This is a genomic window from Streptomyces sp. NPDC053750 (assembly GCF_044544295.1).
Lineage (GTDB): Bacteria > Actinomycetota > Actinomycetes > Streptomycetales > Streptomycetaceae > Streptomyces.
On the sequence record NZ_JBITXB010000045.1, the window covers coordinates 1 to 14,641 of the forward strand.

Annotated in this window: 10 protein-coding genes and 4 pseudogenes; 7 read left to right on the forward strand and 7 right to left on the reverse strand. The window is 72.6% G+C overall.

What is annotated here, in order from left to right; translation table 11 throughout:
* Nucleotides 1-331: 331 nt before the first annotated feature.
* Nucleotides 332-778 carry a hypothetical protein gene (locus tag ACIGO6_RS41035; RefSeq protein ID WP_399885810.1) on the forward strand — a complete coding sequence of 149 codons (447 nt, stop codon included), beginning with the start codon at nucleotides 332-334 and terminating at the stop codon, nucleotides 776-778.
* Between the two features lie 416 nt (nucleotides 779-1,194).
* Here ACIGO6_RS41035 and ACIGO6_RS41040 read toward each other — a convergent pair whose 3' ends face one another.
* The 4 genes from ACIGO6_RS41040 to ACIGO6_RS41055 form a co-directional block, all read right to left on the reverse strand.
* A complete protein-coding gene (locus tag ACIGO6_RS41040; protein WP_399885812.1) occupies nucleotides 1,195-1,758 on the reverse strand; it encodes a 2'-5' RNA ligase family protein in 564 nt (187 codons plus the stop codon).
* Between the two features lie 63 nt (nucleotides 1,759-1,821).
* The gene (locus ACIGO6_RS41045) at nucleotides 1,822-2,643 is read right to left on the reverse strand and encodes a lipase family protein (protein ID WP_399885814.1); all 822 of its coding nucleotides are present in this window, start codon (nucleotides 2,641-2,643) and stop codon (nucleotides 1,822-1,824) included.
* 394 nt (nucleotides 2,644-3,037) lie between these two features.
* Complete coding sequence (locus ACIGO6_RS41050; RefSeq protein ID WP_399885816.1) at nucleotides 3,038-3,661, reverse strand: hypothetical protein; 624 nt, start codon at nucleotides 3,659-3,661, stop codon at nucleotides 3,038-3,040.
* 234 nt (nucleotides 3,662-3,895) lie between these two features.
* A complete protein-coding gene (locus ACIGO6_RS41055) occupies nucleotides 3,896-4,510 on the reverse strand; it encodes a hypothetical protein (RefSeq protein WP_399885818.1) in 615 nt (204 codons plus the stop codon).
* 642 nt (nucleotides 4,511-5,152) lie between these two features.
* Between ACIGO6_RS41055 and ACIGO6_RS41060 the strand changes: the two are divergent.
* From ACIGO6_RS41060 to ACIGO6_RS41080, 5 genes and pseudogenes are all read left to right on the forward strand, one after another.
* A pseudogene (locus ACIGO6_RS41060) lies at nucleotides 5,153-5,302 on the forward strand (IS6 family transposase); the annotation flags it as partial.
* Between the two features lie 368 nt (nucleotides 5,303-5,670).
* The gene (locus ACIGO6_RS41065) at nucleotides 5,671-6,156 is read left to right on the forward strand and encodes a hypothetical protein (protein WP_399885820.1); all 486 of its coding nucleotides are present in this window, start codon (nucleotides 5,671-5,673) and stop codon (nucleotides 6,154-6,156) included.
* Nucleotides 6,157-6,277: 121 nt separating this feature from the next.
* Nucleotides 6,278-6,580, forward strand: a pseudogene (locus ACIGO6_RS41070) (ABC transporter ATP-binding protein); the annotation flags it as partial.
* Nucleotides 6,577-8,371: pseudogene (locus ACIGO6_RS41075) on the forward strand (ABC transporter ATP-binding protein). The pseudogenes ACIGO6_RS41070 and ACIGO6_RS41075, both read left to right, overlap by 4 nt.
* 207 nt (nucleotides 8,372-8,578) lie before the next feature.
* Nucleotides 8,579-8,827: pseudogene (locus tag ACIGO6_RS41080) on the forward strand (lamin tail domain-containing protein); the annotation flags it as partial.
* Nucleotides 8,828-8,851: 24 nt separating this feature from the next.
* Here ACIGO6_RS41080 and ACIGO6_RS41085 read toward each other — a convergent pair.
* The 3 genes from ACIGO6_RS41085 to ACIGO6_RS41095 form a co-directional block, all read right to left on the reverse strand.
* The gene (locus ACIGO6_RS41085) at nucleotides 8,852-10,057 is read right to left on the reverse strand and encodes a VWA-like domain-containing protein (protein ID WP_399885828.1); all 1,206 of its coding nucleotides are present in this window, start codon (nucleotides 10,055-10,057) and stop codon (nucleotides 8,852-8,854) included.
* 203 nt (nucleotides 10,058-10,260) lie between these two features.
* Nucleotides 10,261-11,544: an AAA family ATPase gene (locus ACIGO6_RS41090; RefSeq protein ID WP_399885822.1), complete on the reverse strand. Its 1,284-nt coding sequence runs from the start codon at nucleotides 11,542-11,544 to the stop codon at nucleotides 10,261-10,263.
* Nucleotides 11,545-11,655: 111 nt separating this feature from the next.
* Nucleotides 11,656-13,104, reverse strand: a complete 1,449-nt coding sequence (locus ACIGO6_RS41095) for a hypothetical protein (protein WP_399885824.1) — start codon at nucleotides 13,102-13,104, stop codon at nucleotides 11,656-11,658.
* A gap of 232 nt (nucleotides 13,105-13,336) precedes the next feature.
* Between ACIGO6_RS41095 and ACIGO6_RS41100 the strand changes: the two genes are divergently transcribed.
* Nucleotides 13,337-14,599, forward strand: coding sequence for a hypothetical protein (locus ACIGO6_RS41100; protein WP_399885826.1), 1,263 nt, complete (start codon nucleotides 13,337-13,339; stop codon nucleotides 14,597-14,599).
* The last annotated feature ends 42 nt before the right edge of the window (nucleotides 14,600-14,641 follow it).

Sequence of the window (14,641 nt, forward strand, 5' to 3'; positions counted from 1 at the left end):
GCCACCGTGCACCCCCTGGGGTCGAACTGCCCGTTCACTCCGGACAGTTGCACGGTGGCCTGCCAGTTGAGCAGGGAGCACTCACCGGCAGACGGTGCACCCGAGGGAGCAGAACCCGCGCACTCAACCGCGAAGACCCCCTACACCACACAGCGGGACGCCATCTCCGTCCTGTTCCCGCATGCGCCGGACAGGCCGGGACAAGGCCCCTACCAGGCCGGACAGCAACGGCCCTGTCCGGGACACCACGTTCTCATTGACGGCCTCGGTACGCGTCGGCAGTCTCCGTGTTGCTCGGCTGATCGGTGAAAGAGAGATCCGCTACTAGGCAATGAGGGAGAAGGAGAAATTGCGGATACGACATATTCTTGCGAGCGGGGCAGTCGGTGCCTCGCTCGTTCTGGGCCCTGCGACCATGCCGGCTTCTGCGGCTGACGGTGTCCAGAGAGCCACCCCGACTTCCAGCAGTCCGAACTCCGGCAGCTGCGCTGTCAGTGACTGGGACGGCACCGCTTGCTTCGAGGGGTATGGTGAGTGGTTCTATCTCCTGGACGACTACGACGACCATGTGCCCATCGCCATCAAGTGGGAGCACCAAAAGCTGGATGGGACGTGGCGCCGCGGCGTTATCTATAACGACTACGGCCCCGACGCAGGCTGGACCAGCGTGAACAAGAGCTTCGAAGAGAACGGCTTCGTCACGTACTGGCTCTGCGACTTCGACGTCAGCACCAAGGAAGCTTACAACTGCGTCGGACCGGGCTGGGGGCCCACGTAAGGGGCCCACGTTGACCCAGGTGAGGCTCCTCCAAGCGTGAGACCTCGCTGGTGCAGCGGGCCTGCCCCGGTACGGTCCGGCGGTTCGGCCGCAGGCCGCTTCGATGCCGGAGCCGGTTGCCGTAGGCAGCACCGCGGAGCAGTTGGCGGGTCAGACTGCCGTGCTGGCGCGCGTGCCGGACGGCCTTCTTCACGGCCGTCCGATCCGGCTCTTGCTCTTCGCTGTCGCAGGCCGGGTGATGGCGTCCCGGAAGCGTTGACCGCGTTCCGCCAGGCCGCGCGCGTCCTACCGACGGGGGACAGCCGGTGGGCGGGCGGCGTGACCGTCGCCCGCCCACTTCGAACCGCTCACCGCCGTGGTGGCCGCCCGCAGCCCCACCGGCGGCTTGGATCCCCAGAGGCAGGCCCTTTGCTGTGTCAGCCGAGGGGACGGTTGATCAGGATCCGGAAGTCGGTGGCGGTGATTTCCTGCTGCATGTCCAGGCCGGGGGAGGGGGCGCTGAGCGTGGGCAGGTGCATGGCTTCGGCGTCTGAGCGGGGGAAGTCGCAGCGGGCCAGGCCGAGGGTGACGTGGGGCCAGTAGCCGTCCTCGGCGATGTCCAGACGCTGGGTGATGCCGGCCTGCGCCTCGCTGAGCTCCGAGGTGGACTCGACGCCGAGGCGTACCTGCTCGCCTTTTTGCACGAGGTCGTCGCGGTAGCGGTAGTCCGGGTTCTTCTGCAGCGCCCAGCTGCCGTGCCGTACCTCGCCGGTCAGGCGGATGGTGGGTGTGGGCCAGGCTGTTGAGCTGATGACGGCGGCGGCGTCCGCCAGGCGTCCGGCGTCGGCCTGGCGCAGGAAGCCCAGGGTGATGTGGAGGTGCTCTCGCGTCTGCGGATCGACGAGATTGCGATGCTCCTTCTGCAGGTCGACCAGGGCCTGCACGAGATCAGAGGGGACGCGGAGACTGAAGAAGACGTTCACTGTCGTACTGCTCGCCACGGGGCGGATCCCTTCGGGCGCGGTCGGTCGGGCGGCATGGGTGTCACGGGCGTGGCCGCGGGGTCAGGTGAGGTTCTTCTCCAGCGCGGTCAGGTAGCTGTCGATGAAGTGGTCGCGGACGCCGTCGCTTGCGGGTGCGAGCGGATCGGCGGTGAGTCCTGCCGCGCGGTCGAGGAGTCCGCCCACGACCGGCATCGCGTCGCGGACCTTGCCGTGGGAGTCGATGTAGCGCAGCGCGTCGACGTGCGTGTAGTAGGGCTCCGGGGGCATCTGGGGAACGACGTCGTTGTTGTTCACGAACCGGTACATCCGGTCCCTGTAGCCCTTGTTGTAGGCCTTGGCCAGCTTGGCGTCGCAGGTACGGGGCTGGCCGTAGGTGTAGACGCCGTCGGCGGCCAGGCGCGGCTCTTCCAGGTACATGCGGGCGCCGGCGAGCATGGCGAGCGCCCCGCCCAGGCTGTGCCCGGTGAACCAGACCCTCTGCCCGTTGGTGCGCAGGTCGGCGTGCGTGTCCTTGACGTCGGGCCAGATGGACTCGAGTGCCTCACCGAAGCCGTCGTGGACGTGGCCGGTGCCGGCCGGGCCCTGGCGGGGCGGGGTGGTGGCGTCGGAGAGCCAGTCCTTGATCTGCTGCGGTTCCGTGCCGCGGAACGCCGTGACGATCACGTCGTCGCTGGCCATGGTGTAGGCCTGGGTGTCCTGCAGCGGGAACGGCGGGGTGAACCGCGTCTCATGGTGGCGGACGGTGTCGAAGCCCCACTGCCGGGCCTGCTCCTCGACGGCGGCCTTGTCCTTGTAGGCCGCGGCGGAGGCCAGCGCGAGCCAGTAGGCACGCTCAAGGCTGTAGCCGGTGGAACGGTGATCGAGCTTCACGGGAACAGCCACAGTGTTGTCCTCCTCGCCCCGAGCGGGCATCGACGGGTCGGCCGCCCAGACAATGAGCGGCCCTTCTCGCAGGCCTCTGCCTGCCAGCAGCATGTGTCCTGGTTGCTGCAGCCCGGCCACCGACAATCCCGCCGACCGCGCGGTTCACTCAGACGGGGCGAGCGTTTCGGGAGCATCAGCGTGATCAGGTTGTGCCCCGGCGTACGCCCTGCCACGACGGGCGCTCCGGCCCGCGGTGGTCTGCAGGGCGCGCGCTGGATCGACGGCCGTCGACGACGCCCTTGTGCGCACCGCTGTGCCCGAAGCCGGATCTGGCCCGGCTCGACGACGAGCCGGGCCGGCCTTGAACGGCGGGCCAACTCCGGTGCCGGGACGCAGAGTAGGGGCTGTTCCGTCAAAGCTCGAAGGTGAGGCGCCGGAGGATGGCTGCGGCGAAGTCATCGACTGCGGCGAGGCTGTGGGTGAGGAAGAGCGAGGGTTCGATGACTTCGCACTCCAGCAGCAGCGGGGTGCCCTTGCCCTTGAGTTCGGCGTTCGCACAGTGCGACGCCTCCTCCACCGGCCCGGTGACGAAGCGCAGGGCGGCCTCCCTGTTCTCCCAGCCCCAGCAGTGGTAGGCGCCCGCCCAAGCGGCCGGTGCCAGTCGCAGGTAGCCGGCCGGCGTAGGGCAGCCGATCGCGGTCAGGGCGGGCAGCGCCCGCGGCACACCCGCGAGGAACGCCTCCCCCTCGGACGTCATCCCGTGTGGCCCCGGACCACCGTGCATAAGGTTCCTCTCGCCGCGCCACAGGCTCAGACGGAGGCGCCCCCCGTGGCCGACGCCGGAGAGCGTCGTCTCGGAGCGAAGGACACCCGCAGCCCGTGAGCGTGCGAGACGCTTCGCACCGTGTGCCGGACCAGGACGGCGGTGTGTCGGCGACGCCCAGTGGGCCGTCGGCAGCAGTGGGTACTTTGAACTGGTGCGGTTCGTACTCCGGGTGCACTTGGAGGACCTCCGCACCCTGATCAGTGAGCGCATCGACAACGTCGAGGAGATACGCCCCAGAATCCGCCGGCCGGGACAGTGTGTGGGCCGGGCCGTTGCCGAGGCTTTCGGGACCGATACCCCACTCCGTCTCGAAACCCATCCGCAAGCTGAGCCCCTGGTCGGCCGCCACCTGCACCATGAGGTCGACGAAGGAGCGGTGGCATCCCGCGTACGGTGCGCCGTCCCGGCTGTATCGGTCGGCCGGCGGGTGCGGGAGAGCAGGACCTACTCGCTCAGCCCCACGACGCCCCAGCCCTTGCGGGCCGCTTCGGTCAGGACACGGCCCCAGTCCTCCAGCAGCGCCCGGAACGCGGGGAAGTCGCCGACCCACCCACTGGGAGCGGCGGCGTACGCGGCGAAGGGCTCGCGCACCGTGTCGAGGGCGGGCCGCGTCCGCTCCCACACCGAGGCCAGTGCCCGGACGCTGTCCGGTGACCGCGCGAGCAGCACTCCGTGGGTCCGGGGACCGTCACCGGCGAGTGCCGGTTCGACGTGCTGCGCCGCACCGTCCGGCCCGTCCCAGACGAGCCCGCGCAGCAACGCGTCCAGCTCTTCCCGCAGCGCGGCCCCGACGTGGCCGCGGACGGACTCCCACCGCTGCCCGGCCCAGAAGTGCGGCTTGAACGAGCCGCAGGTGTCCCGGAACTCGTAGACCGCGAAGAAAGGGGCGTCGGGCCCTCGCGGCCGGCACCAGCCGCCCTCGACGGCTGGGGCGTCGTGATCCCACAGCCCCGTCTCGTCGGCGTACCAGGCGGCCCTCAACCGCGGCAGCCGCTCCCGGGGCGGGACCTCCTCCAGCCACGCGCAGTCGGTGATCAGCACCGTGATGTCCAACCCCATGGTCGTGAGCGTACCGACCGGCACGCGCCCGCCTCAGCCGATGAGGCAGGTGTAGCCGCCGCTTTGCCCGATGCGGATACGGCCGGTCCGGGGGGCGCCAGGTCCGGGACCGGTCGGCCGACGGTGGTCATGGAGCAGGCCGGGGCACTCACCACCGACGCAGCGGCCATCCGCCGGGCGGCGGCCTCTGCGGCCGAGGAGGTGCCCCCCCGTCGTGTTCACCGTTCGGTCTTCGCCAGGCGTCGGCGAGCAGGTGCAGGCGCTGCGGGAGAGGGCTGGGGCGCCCCGCATCCACCTGACCGGAGCCGGGCGCACGGTGGAGGCACGGCCGGGCAGGTGCGCCGCTGCGCTTATGTCTTCGGAATCCACTCCGCCGCCCCGCCCTTGACGGTGATCTCCCCGCGCTTGCCCTGCAGGTACACGTCCTCGGATGAGGACGGCGCCAGCCGGGGAAACGGAAGCCGCAGTGCTTCAGAGCGCGGGGCCCTCGGCGGCGGCCTGCAACTGCTTGGACTCCGTCCGCCGGGAAGAGGGCGTGTGATCGAGGAGACAGGGAGTGAACGCAAGCGGAATCGAGAGGCGCCGTCACGTTGACTGACCGGCGGGGGTGATCTCTTGGGCGATCAGCTCGGGAGGGGCCGTCTGAGGGGGAGCGCGTCGCTGTCGTACAAGGGCCACCGCTACCTGCTCGAGGTCATCTCCCACTGGGTGTGGCTGTACCACCGCTCCCCGCTGTCGTTCCGCGACGCCACGGGGCTCATGCTTGAGCGCGGGATCGTCGTCTCCTGCGAGAGAGGAGCCCCGCCCTGGTGGCACGGGGCACACGGAGGAGGTGTTACCTCACCCCACCCGCGCAGGCGCCCCAGCGGCGCAGCGAAATCCCCCACGGCCCGCGCCAGGCCGCAGGTCTGCAGCAGATCCGGGACGCCCTGCCGCCCGCACCCGACTCCCGCACCGTGGCCCCCGCCCCGCCCCGCGCCCGGCCGGTGACGGCGTGCTGGGTGCTTGAACGGGTGAGGGCCTTCTGGGTTCGGTGTGGATTGCGACCTCTACCGCCGACCGGATCGTGAGGGCGTGTGGCGTGATTGTCGCCGTTGACCGCCTGGTCGGCGCCATGTCACCTTCGGGCGTCGAAGGCCATCCACGGGAGGGGACACACGGTGACCACAGGCAGCAGTAACAGAAGACGCGAAGGCGCCAGGATCGCCGTCGCGCTCACGGCAGTTCTGGTCGCGACGGCCATGGTGGGGCCGGCCACGGCAGCCGCTGGGGGTCCGGCGGCCGGCGCACCGGTGAGCGCGCAGGCGATGGCGATGAGCGTCCCCACGCCCGAGGAGCAGGAGCAGCTGCGGGCCGTCGCCGGTGCCATCTGGACACCCGAGCTGGCGGCCGGATGGAACATGAACGCCGAGGTGGCCAACGTACTGTCAACGGCCACCGGCGAGATCCTCGAGTGCAGCGAGGCTTTCGCCCTCGTGCCGCGCCCGGCCGGCTTCGTGCCCGGACTCGGCTATCTGGTCAACTATTGGAAGAACCTTCGCGACTACTTCCTGGCCGTGAAGAGTGACCGGACGTACCGCGCCTGCGTGGTCACCGCCGCGGCGAACTACCGCTCACCCATCGAAATGGCCTCCATGGGCATCTGACCCGCCCGGCCGAGTGCCGCGAACCGCTGGGGGCGGAGTCGTGGCAGGCTTCGACGTCGGGAACGTCGTGATGACCACGGGTGTGGCTGGTCTTCGGCGCCTGCGGGTGACGGCGATGAACGCCGTCCTGCGAGCGCCGTTGCGGTGCCGCCCAGGAATACTCGTTCTCGACGAGGCCACCAGCGCGGTCGACGAGCGACGTGAGGCGGACATCGTCCGGGAGCTGCTGAAGGCGGTCGGCGGGCGGACCGTCCTGGTGGTCGCCCACCGGCTCGCGGCCGTCCGGCACGCCGACCAGATCGTCGTCCTCGACGCGGGACGGGTGGACGCCGTCGGCGACCACACCGGCCTGGTCGAGGCCGGCGGCGTCTACACCGGGCTCGTCGAAGCCGGCCGCGCCCACCGAGGAGACCTCGCCGCATGAGCACCGTCACCAGTCCCGCCGCCACCGGGGCGGACGTCCCCGCGCGGGGCGCGCTGCGCGCCCTCCTCCCCGCTCTCGCGGCACACCGCGCCATGACGGCCCGCACCTGTGCCGCCGCACTCCTCGAACAGGGCTCCCTCGTCGCGCTGGTGACCCTGGCCGCGCACACCGTGGGCACCGCCGTCATCGAAGGGCGCGCCCCCACCAGCGCCACCGTCACCGCGCTGGTCGCCCTCGTCCTCGTACGCGCCCTGATGACCTGGCGGGAGATGGACCTCTCGTACGACCTGGCCTACCGGGTGCTGGCCGCACTGCGGGTCCGCGTTTTCGACGGACTGGCCCGCAGCGCGCCCGCCCGGGTCGCCGGCCGGCGCAGCGGCGACCTCGCCGCCACCGCCATGGCCGACGTGGAGGCGCTGGAGTTCTTCTACGCCCACACCACCGCCCAGCTGTTCGCGGCGGGAACGGTCTTCACCGGCGGCTCGGTACTTCTGGCCCTGGTGGAGCCGTGGCTGCTGGTGGCCGTGCTGCCGGTCGCGGCCCTGCTTGCCGCGGCGCCCTTCGCCGACGCAGGCGCGCGCACGGTACGCGGCGGCCGCACCCGCACGGCCGTGGCCGCGCTCTCGGCCGACACGGTGGAGACGGTCGACGGGCTGCGCGAACTGCTTGCCTTCGGCGCTCTGGCCGGACGCCGCCGCAAGCTGGCGGAGCGGGGGCGGCAGGTGGGCGACGCCCAGCGCGCCGAGGCCACCTGGGAGGCCGTCGCCGCCGCCGTCCGCGACCTCCTCATCGTGGTCGCGGTCCTCGGCGTGGTCGCCGCGGCGGCACAGTCTGTGACCTCCGGACGGCTGCACGGTGCCTGGGCCCCGGCCGCGATGGCGCTGGCCCTGTCCGTCCTCGGCGCGGTCGCGGAGTCGGCCCGCGCCCTGAGCCAGGCCGTGGCCCTGCGCGCCGCCGCCGCCCGCGTCGACTCGGCCGTCAAGGCCCCCGCCCTCGCACCGCCGCCCACCGCACCACGCCCCCTGCCTCCCGGACCACTGGGCGTCCGGCTGCACCGAGTGAGGTTCGACTACGGCGGCACCCCCGTGCTGGACGGCGTCGACCTCACCGTCCACCCCGGCCGGACACTCGCCCTCGTCGGCGCCTCCGGTGCCGGCAAGTCCACCTGCGCCCACCTGCTGGCCCGCTTCTGGGACCCGTCCACCGGTGAGGTCCAGTTGCTGCCCGCCGACGGCGACCCCGTGGACGTGAGGGAGGTGAGCGACGAGGAACTGCGGCGTGCGGTGGTCCTGGTGGGACAGGACACCCCCCTCTTCCACGGCACCCTCGCCGAGAACCTGCGGCTCGCCGCGCCCGAGGCCGACGACCGGGCGCTGGCCGAGGCGGCACGGCTGTGCGGCGTCGACCGGATCGCCCCCCCTGGACACCCTCGTCGGCGAGCGGGGCGCCACGCTCTCCGGCGGTCAGCGCGCCCGTATCGCCCTGGCCCGTGCGCTGCTGGCCGGACCGCGTGTCCTCGTGCTCGACGAGTCCACCGCCCACCTGGACAACACCGGCGACGCCGAACTCGCCACCGCGCTGCAGCAGGAGAGCCGCACGACGATCTTCATCGCCCACCGCCCGGCCACCATCCGCCGCGCCGACCGCATCGCCGTCCTGGAGGACGGCCTCATCACAGAAGAGGGAACCTGGGAGGACCTCACAAGCAGCCCCGGCAGCGCGCTCAACCGCATCCTCAGCAGCACTACCCTTCCTGACCACGGCACTTCGCCCCGGGAACCGGACCAGTGACGCTTAGGGGCAGGGATACGTGGAAACGACTACTCCCGGACGATCGTCGCGTCGGCGGTCGACCGCCGCCACCATCTCACCGGACGGTGTACTTCGCGCCGAGCCGAAGCAAGCGGCACCTGCCCGGCCCGGTGACCTGTGCCGTACGCCGACGACGACCGGCGACTCACGTTCATGCGGAGAGCCGTGACACACCCGCCGCTCGGTGACCTGGGCGGCTGGACCCTGACAGACGAGGACGGTCGAACCCACCGCTTCGACCACTACCGCCTCGACGGCCGCTCCACCGTCCGCGTCCGCACCGGCCGGGGCCGCGACAGCCGCCACGACCTCTACCAGGACCGCCGTCACTATGTCTGGGACAACCGCTCCGACACTGCCCCCCTGCGCAATCACTGCGACCGCTTCGGCGACGACTACTCCCGGGGCCACCGCCGCGACGGAGGCCACCGCTAGGCGGTTCCGTGTCACCGCCCTCCCTCAGCCGATGGTGACGACCCGCGCCCAGGGCGGCGGGGTGTCCGGGACGTAGTCGGGGTCCTCCTCGTTCACGGCGCGGACAGGACGGGGGAAGAGACCGACGACGGTGCGGCAGGGTGGCTGCGCGGAGGGCCACGGTGTCTGACCGTCCGTCAGGGCGACGATCACGTCCGGGCGCGGTCGGGAGCGGAGCGCCCGGGCGAAGCCGGAGCGCAGGTCGGTGCCTCCGCCGCCGACCAGCTCGACGTTCTCGGCACGGCAGAGCGGTACGGCGATCCCGGCCGCTGCATCGCAGGAGATCACCGAGACCAGGTCGCGCCGTCCGCTCACCGCCCGCGAGATCGCCGCAACCTCCAGCAGCGCGCTGCCCAGCTCGGCGTCGCTCACCGACCCGGAGGTGTCGATCACGACGCAGACGCGGGGCGGCGTACGGCGCAGGCTCGGCAGCACCACCCCGGGGACGCTCGCCGAGCGCCGGGACGGACGCCGGTAGCTGTGGTCCTCGCCCACCCCCGGCGCGGTCGCCGCCGAGCGGACCGCCGCCCCGAGCAACTGCCGCCACGGCTGGGGCGGATGGAACGCCTCGTCCGCCCAGCGGCGCCAGCCCTCCGGCGCTTTGCCCGGCTTGCCCTTGATCCCCTCTGCCACCCGGAAGCGGACCGCGTCGCGCTGCTGCCGGGTCAGCCCGTGGGCGCCGTCGGGCCCCAGTTCCCACGGCCGTTCCTCGCCGTCGGCACCGCTTCCGCAGTCCAGCCAGGCCAGGTCCGCGGCGAGGGAGGACATCGACGTCGTCCGCAGGTACTCCTCCATCAGCAGCCCGTCGGGCAGCCGCAGCAGCGACGGCAGCACCGCTCCGGCGGGCAGGGGCAGACCGTCGCCGTAGATGTCGTCGTTGATCTCGAAGTCTGCGGCGATGTTCCGCCGCAGTCGCTCGCCCGGCCCGTACTCCTCGTGCTCCCATGCGTACCGCTCGCCCCGCCCGTGGTGGTCGCGGAGCAGGTGGGAGACCTCGTGCACCCAGACGCCGGCCAACTCCTCCACGGGGGTGCGCGCCACGAAGCCGGGCGAGACGTAGCAGCGCCAGTGCGCGTCCACTGCCATCGTCGGGACCGACGGGTCCGCCACGATGTGCAGCGCGAAGAGCGCGTCGGCCAGGTAGGGACGGACCTTCACCGCGTGCAGCCTCGCGGCCAGCAATCTCTCCATGTCCAGCGGGAGTCCGGTCCGGCCGTCCGGTCCGCCGGAGCCATTCGGTCCGCCGGGTCCGGTCGACGGCTCCGGCAGGGTGGCCCGCACCGGGCGCGGCGCCGGGGGCGGGGACATGGGGCGCGGCAGCGGGGGCGCGGACACGGGGCCCGAGACCGGACCCGGCAGCACAGGCGCGGACACGGAGCCCTGCGCAGCCCCCGTCATCGACGCACCCCCGTCGCATGCCCGGCCTCGGCCGCCGTGGCCCTCCCCACCGACCGGTCCGCGCGCCGGGCGAGACCGACCACTCCGGTCAGCCGCTCCACCGCCTCCGGCACCACCCAGTCGTCGCGCCGCAGCGAGGCCAGCGTCGTGGCCGGGGCGACCAGCAGGTCCGGAGCGCCGGTCTCCAGGGCCCGGCCGAGCACCGCCCAGGCCGCCTCCCACCGCTCCCGCTCCGGGCGTGCCCCGACGGCGGCGACCACCGCCTCCAGCGTCGCCTGGCGCAGATCGCCCCGCTCGGGAAGTTCGGCGCAGGCCGGTTCGGCGAGCAGTGTCTCCGGGTCCGGCAGGTCCATGCGGTCCAGGTGGGCGAGGAGTTCCAGCCCAGGCCCGTCCCCCACCGCGCCCCGCACCAGCAGCGCCAGCACCTCGCGGGAGACGGAGGCCGCCGTGCCGAAGGCCAGCAGGGTCAGCGCGGCCTCCCAGCTGCGGGGCGAGGGCCAGGCGCCGCCGCGCCGCGTCTCGGTGTTCGGCAGCCGGTGGATCAGCGTCGGCCGGACCTCCAGGAAGCCGCAGACCGCGCGCCGCGCGAAAGCCACTGCTTCCGGCAGCCGCTCGGGCAGCAGCCGGGGCAGCTCCGCGCGGGGCCAGACCCCGCCCAGCCCGCGCACCACCACGTCCCGGTCGTGCACCCAGTGCAGATGAACGAACCGGTTGGCCAGCGGCGGGCTCAGCTCCCATCCGTCCGCCGCCGACGCCCGCGGGTTGGCGGCAGCCACGATCCGCACGCCGGGCGGCAGTTGCAGCGCCCCGACCCGCCGCTCTAGGACCACCCGGAGCAGGGCGGCCTGGACGGCCGGAGTGGCGGTGGACAACTCGTCCAGGAAGAGCAACCCCCGCCCGGCCCGGACCAGCTCCACGGCCCACTGCGGCGGGGCCATCGGTACCCCCTGCACCGCCGGGTCGTCGCCCACGACGGGCAACCCGGAGAAGTCGGACGGCTCGTGGACGCTGGCGATCACGGTCGTCAGCGGCAGATCGAGGGAGGCGGCGAGCTGGGTCAGAGCGGCGGTCTTGCCGATGCCCGGCTCGCCCCAGAGCAGCACAGGCAGGTCGGCCGCGACAGCCAACGTGAGCGCGTCGAGCAGTTCGTCGGGGCGCGGCTCGGTGGTGGTCGTCCGCAGGAGGGTGAGGAGGTCGTCGGCGAGGGCGAGCTGAACCCCGGTTCCTGACGCGTCGGCGGCAGCGGGTGCGGGAGCGGACAGAAGGGTGCTGAGATTCATGGACATCACCTGGGATGGGAGAAGGGAACGGAAACCGGACGGCCCGTTCCGGAGGTCATGGGGGCGTACGGCGCCGAATGCGCAGTACGGATAAAGGGTCTTCCGCGGAGGTCAGCAGGTCAGGCCGTTGCGGGGCCGCCCCCGGCCGACGCGCTTGCGCCGCATCGCGAGAGGCATACGTCGGTCGAGCCGGGGACGGTGGTCCGCCTCCGCGTGCCACCCGCCCGCGGCGGTCCCGCCGTCCGCCTCACCGGCGGCGGGGTGCACGGCGACCAGCCCCGAGCGGAAGAGCCCGTGGTCGATGCGGCGCTCAGCGGCCGACTCCAGTTCCTCCCGGAGCAGCCCATCGCGCAGGACCGCGGCGGGACCGAGCAGACCCTCGACGACAACCAGCGCCCCGGCGACGTCACCGTGGCGGAGCCGCTCCCGGACCGCGGGCAGTGCCTCCGGGGTGCGGTGCACCGCGTCGATCGCTCGCAGGCAGGGCAGCGCCGGCCCGCCGAGCGCCACCAGCAGTTCCTCCCGGCGCAGTTCGGTCGGGTCGTGATCGACCGCCGTCAGCACCCCGTCCCGCAGCGCGATCCGATGGACCTCACCCCGGCACTCCACCCGGTGCGGGTCACCGGGCTCGGCGCCCGGGCCAGCCACCGGTCCGGTATCGGAGACCGGCAGCGCCGCGGCGACGAGCGGGTGCAGCCGCTCGGCCGCGACCAGCCCGGCCCGCAGCAGCTCCAGATCCGGCAGGACCCGGGCCGCCGCCTCCGGCAGCACCGGAAGCGCCGCCTCCTCCTGCGCCGGCAGCGCCTCCCGCAGAGGCCGCAACACCGGGGCGTGGCTGTCGTCGGGGGCGACGAGTTCGAGGACGGCGCGGCTGCGGGCATCGAGCCGCACGACGAACGCCCCGCGCGAACGCCCCTCGGCCCGCAACAGCAGTTCCGCCTCGGCGGCCCAACGCCCCACCGCCCACAGGGCGACGGGTACGGCGGACGGGTCCGTCGACGCCGCGGACGGTGCTCCGTACGCCCCGCACCGCCGCGCCAGTTCGCCGCTCCGACCGGCGTCCCAGAGATGCCGGTGCAGGTCGAGCCGGAAACGCCGGTCTGGATGCGGATGAGGGTGGTGCCGCGGCGAGCCGTTCGCAGACCCCTCCCACAGGGCCAGGGACATCCGCTGTCCGGCGTCCGCCCAGGCAGGCGGTGTCCGCACCACCAGTTCCAGCGGCAGGGCGCCGGAACTTCGGTAACGGGCCAGCGAGAGAGTGAGGTCGGGCCTGAGTCGCCCGTCGGGGGCAATCCGGGGCATGTGCCAGCGGAGCAGATCCGGCGACAGCCGCCGCAGATCCGCGCGGAGGCGGTGAACAAGGTCAGTGCCGTGGCGGTCGCGCACGGCGCGCAGATCGAGATCGACGTCGATCCGGGCGGCAGCGCAGGCCCCCGCCCAGTCACCGACCGCACGCCGTGCGGTCGCGGTCTCGATCATGGACGGTGGCACGGCGTACTCACGCACGCGCTGCCACATCAACAGGCGGGACGGAAGCTCGTTCGCGAAGTGATATGCCATCAGCAACCACCTTGCGCGGACGATTCCCCCCATCCGTACGAGGAGAAGTTCATCATCACCGGCATCGTAACCGTCCCGATGACGATCTGTCTCTCCCGTTCCCGCCCCGCACGCCCGGCCTGGCAGCTGACGGCCGCGCCAGTACTGGGCGCGGCCGTTGGGACGGGGCTGGGTCAGCAGGACTCGTCGTTCTTCACGGAGTAGAAAGGGCACGAACACCGGCCGGAAGAAGATGCCCGCCGCTTACATGGTGGACGGCAACCTCGCCCTGAACGGTACCGACTGGGCGCGCGGGGAGGAGGTCTACGTCAGCGGCGGCAGGCCGGGCGGGGACGGCCTGCCCTGCGCGGACACCGCTCCGGAGACGCTGGCGCCCGGCGACTCGTACACCACCTGCGTCGCCTACGCGCTGCCCGAGGGCGTCGGTGTGCTGTCGCTGACGCACAACGCCGACGGCTACCCCGACGAGGGCGGCGCGGTCGCCACCTGGCCCGTCGAGGGCGGCCTTGAGGCGGCGTCCGCAGGGCTGGCGGAGCCGGGCGACATCGTCCGCGTCCGGTGGGACGCCCGCGAGGACGGCGTCCTCGAACTGCCCGCCACGCTGGTGTCCGTACGCCGGGGCAGCGCGGCCGACCTCGCGGGCCTGGACCTCGACCTCAACGAGAACGAGCGACGCGGCGTCCCGTACTACGTGTCGCTCACCTACACCAACACCGGGCCGAAGGACCTCTACGCCGACCAGGCCGACCGCGTCCGCCTCACCGAGGGCGGTCGGCAGATACAGGGGAAGACCCCCTTCGTCCTCGACACGAAGATCCCCGGCTGTCCGTCCGACTGGGTCGCCCGGATGGTCCCGCCGGGCGACAGCGTGACGGAGTGCAGCATCCACCTGGTGACGGACGACGACAAGCCGTTCGCGGTGGGCTTCGCGGAGGCGGGCCGGTCGGGACGGCTGGCCTGGCGGGCCCCCTCCACTGAGGCTGCCGGGTCAGCCGGCCGACCCGCCGCCCGTCTTCGCGAGCGGCGCCACATCCCCGACCTGCAGGAGCTACGAGCCAGCCCACCTCCGTGCTGCGGGACGTTGGTCCCCACGGCCGGTATCCAGCCTCGCCCCCACACAGGAGCCCGGGTAGACGTGCGAACGATGCTTGCCGACCGCCTGCCGGGCAGTCCCCTCGTCGCAGGCCTGGCTCTGGAGGGAGTTGCCGACGGCGTCCTGGTCGGCCACGGTGACCTCGGTACAGTCGTCGGCTGCGGCATCCTCAGCGACAGCCACCCTTCCCGGACGGCGGGCGACTGGGTTGCCGGCGCTGATCACATCGTCGCGGCCACACCCACAGCCGACAGGCTGGGCGGAGCCGCCCGCCCGCCCGGAGCGAAGCACGCCGTCGGCCCGTGGCCGATCACCGTCAGGCGAGGTGACCGGCCACGGGCGCGCGCTCAGCGGCCGAGGACTCCATCGCCGTCGCCAGGCGGGTCTACCGTCGCACCATGACAACTCTGATCATCGGTGGCAGCGGTTTCCTCGGCGCAGAGC

Bases quoted from the DNA above. Each gene is read 5' to 3' on its own strand.
- ACIGO6_RS41035 (WP_399885810.1), top strand. From the start codon at position 332: ATGAGGGAGAAGGAGAAATTGCGGATACGACATATTCTTGCGAGCGGG.
- ACIGO6_RS41050 (WP_399885816.1), bottom strand. From the start codon at position 3,661: ATGCGCTCACTGATCAGGGTGCGGAGGTCCTCCAAGTGCACCCGGAGT.
- ACIGO6_RS41055 (WP_399885818.1), bottom strand. From the start codon at position 4,510: ATGGGGTTGGACATCACGGTGCTGATCACCGACTGCGCGTGGCTGGAG.
- ACIGO6_RS41085 (WP_399885828.1), bottom strand. From the start codon at position 10,057: ATGGAGAGATTGCTGGCCGCGAGGCTGCACGCGGTGAAGGTCCGTCCC.
- ACIGO6_RS41090 (WP_399885822.1), bottom strand. From the start codon at position 11,544: ATGAATCTCAGCACCCTTCTGTCCGCTCCCGCACCCGCTGCCGCCGAC.
- ACIGO6_RS41095 (WP_399885824.1), bottom strand. From the start codon at position 13,104: ATGGCATATCACTTCGCGAACGAGCTTCCGTCCCGCCTGTTGATGTGG.
- ACIGO6_RS41100 (WP_399885826.1), top strand. From the start codon at position 13,337: ATGCCCGCCGCTTACATGGTGGACGGCAACCTCGCCCTGAACGGTACC.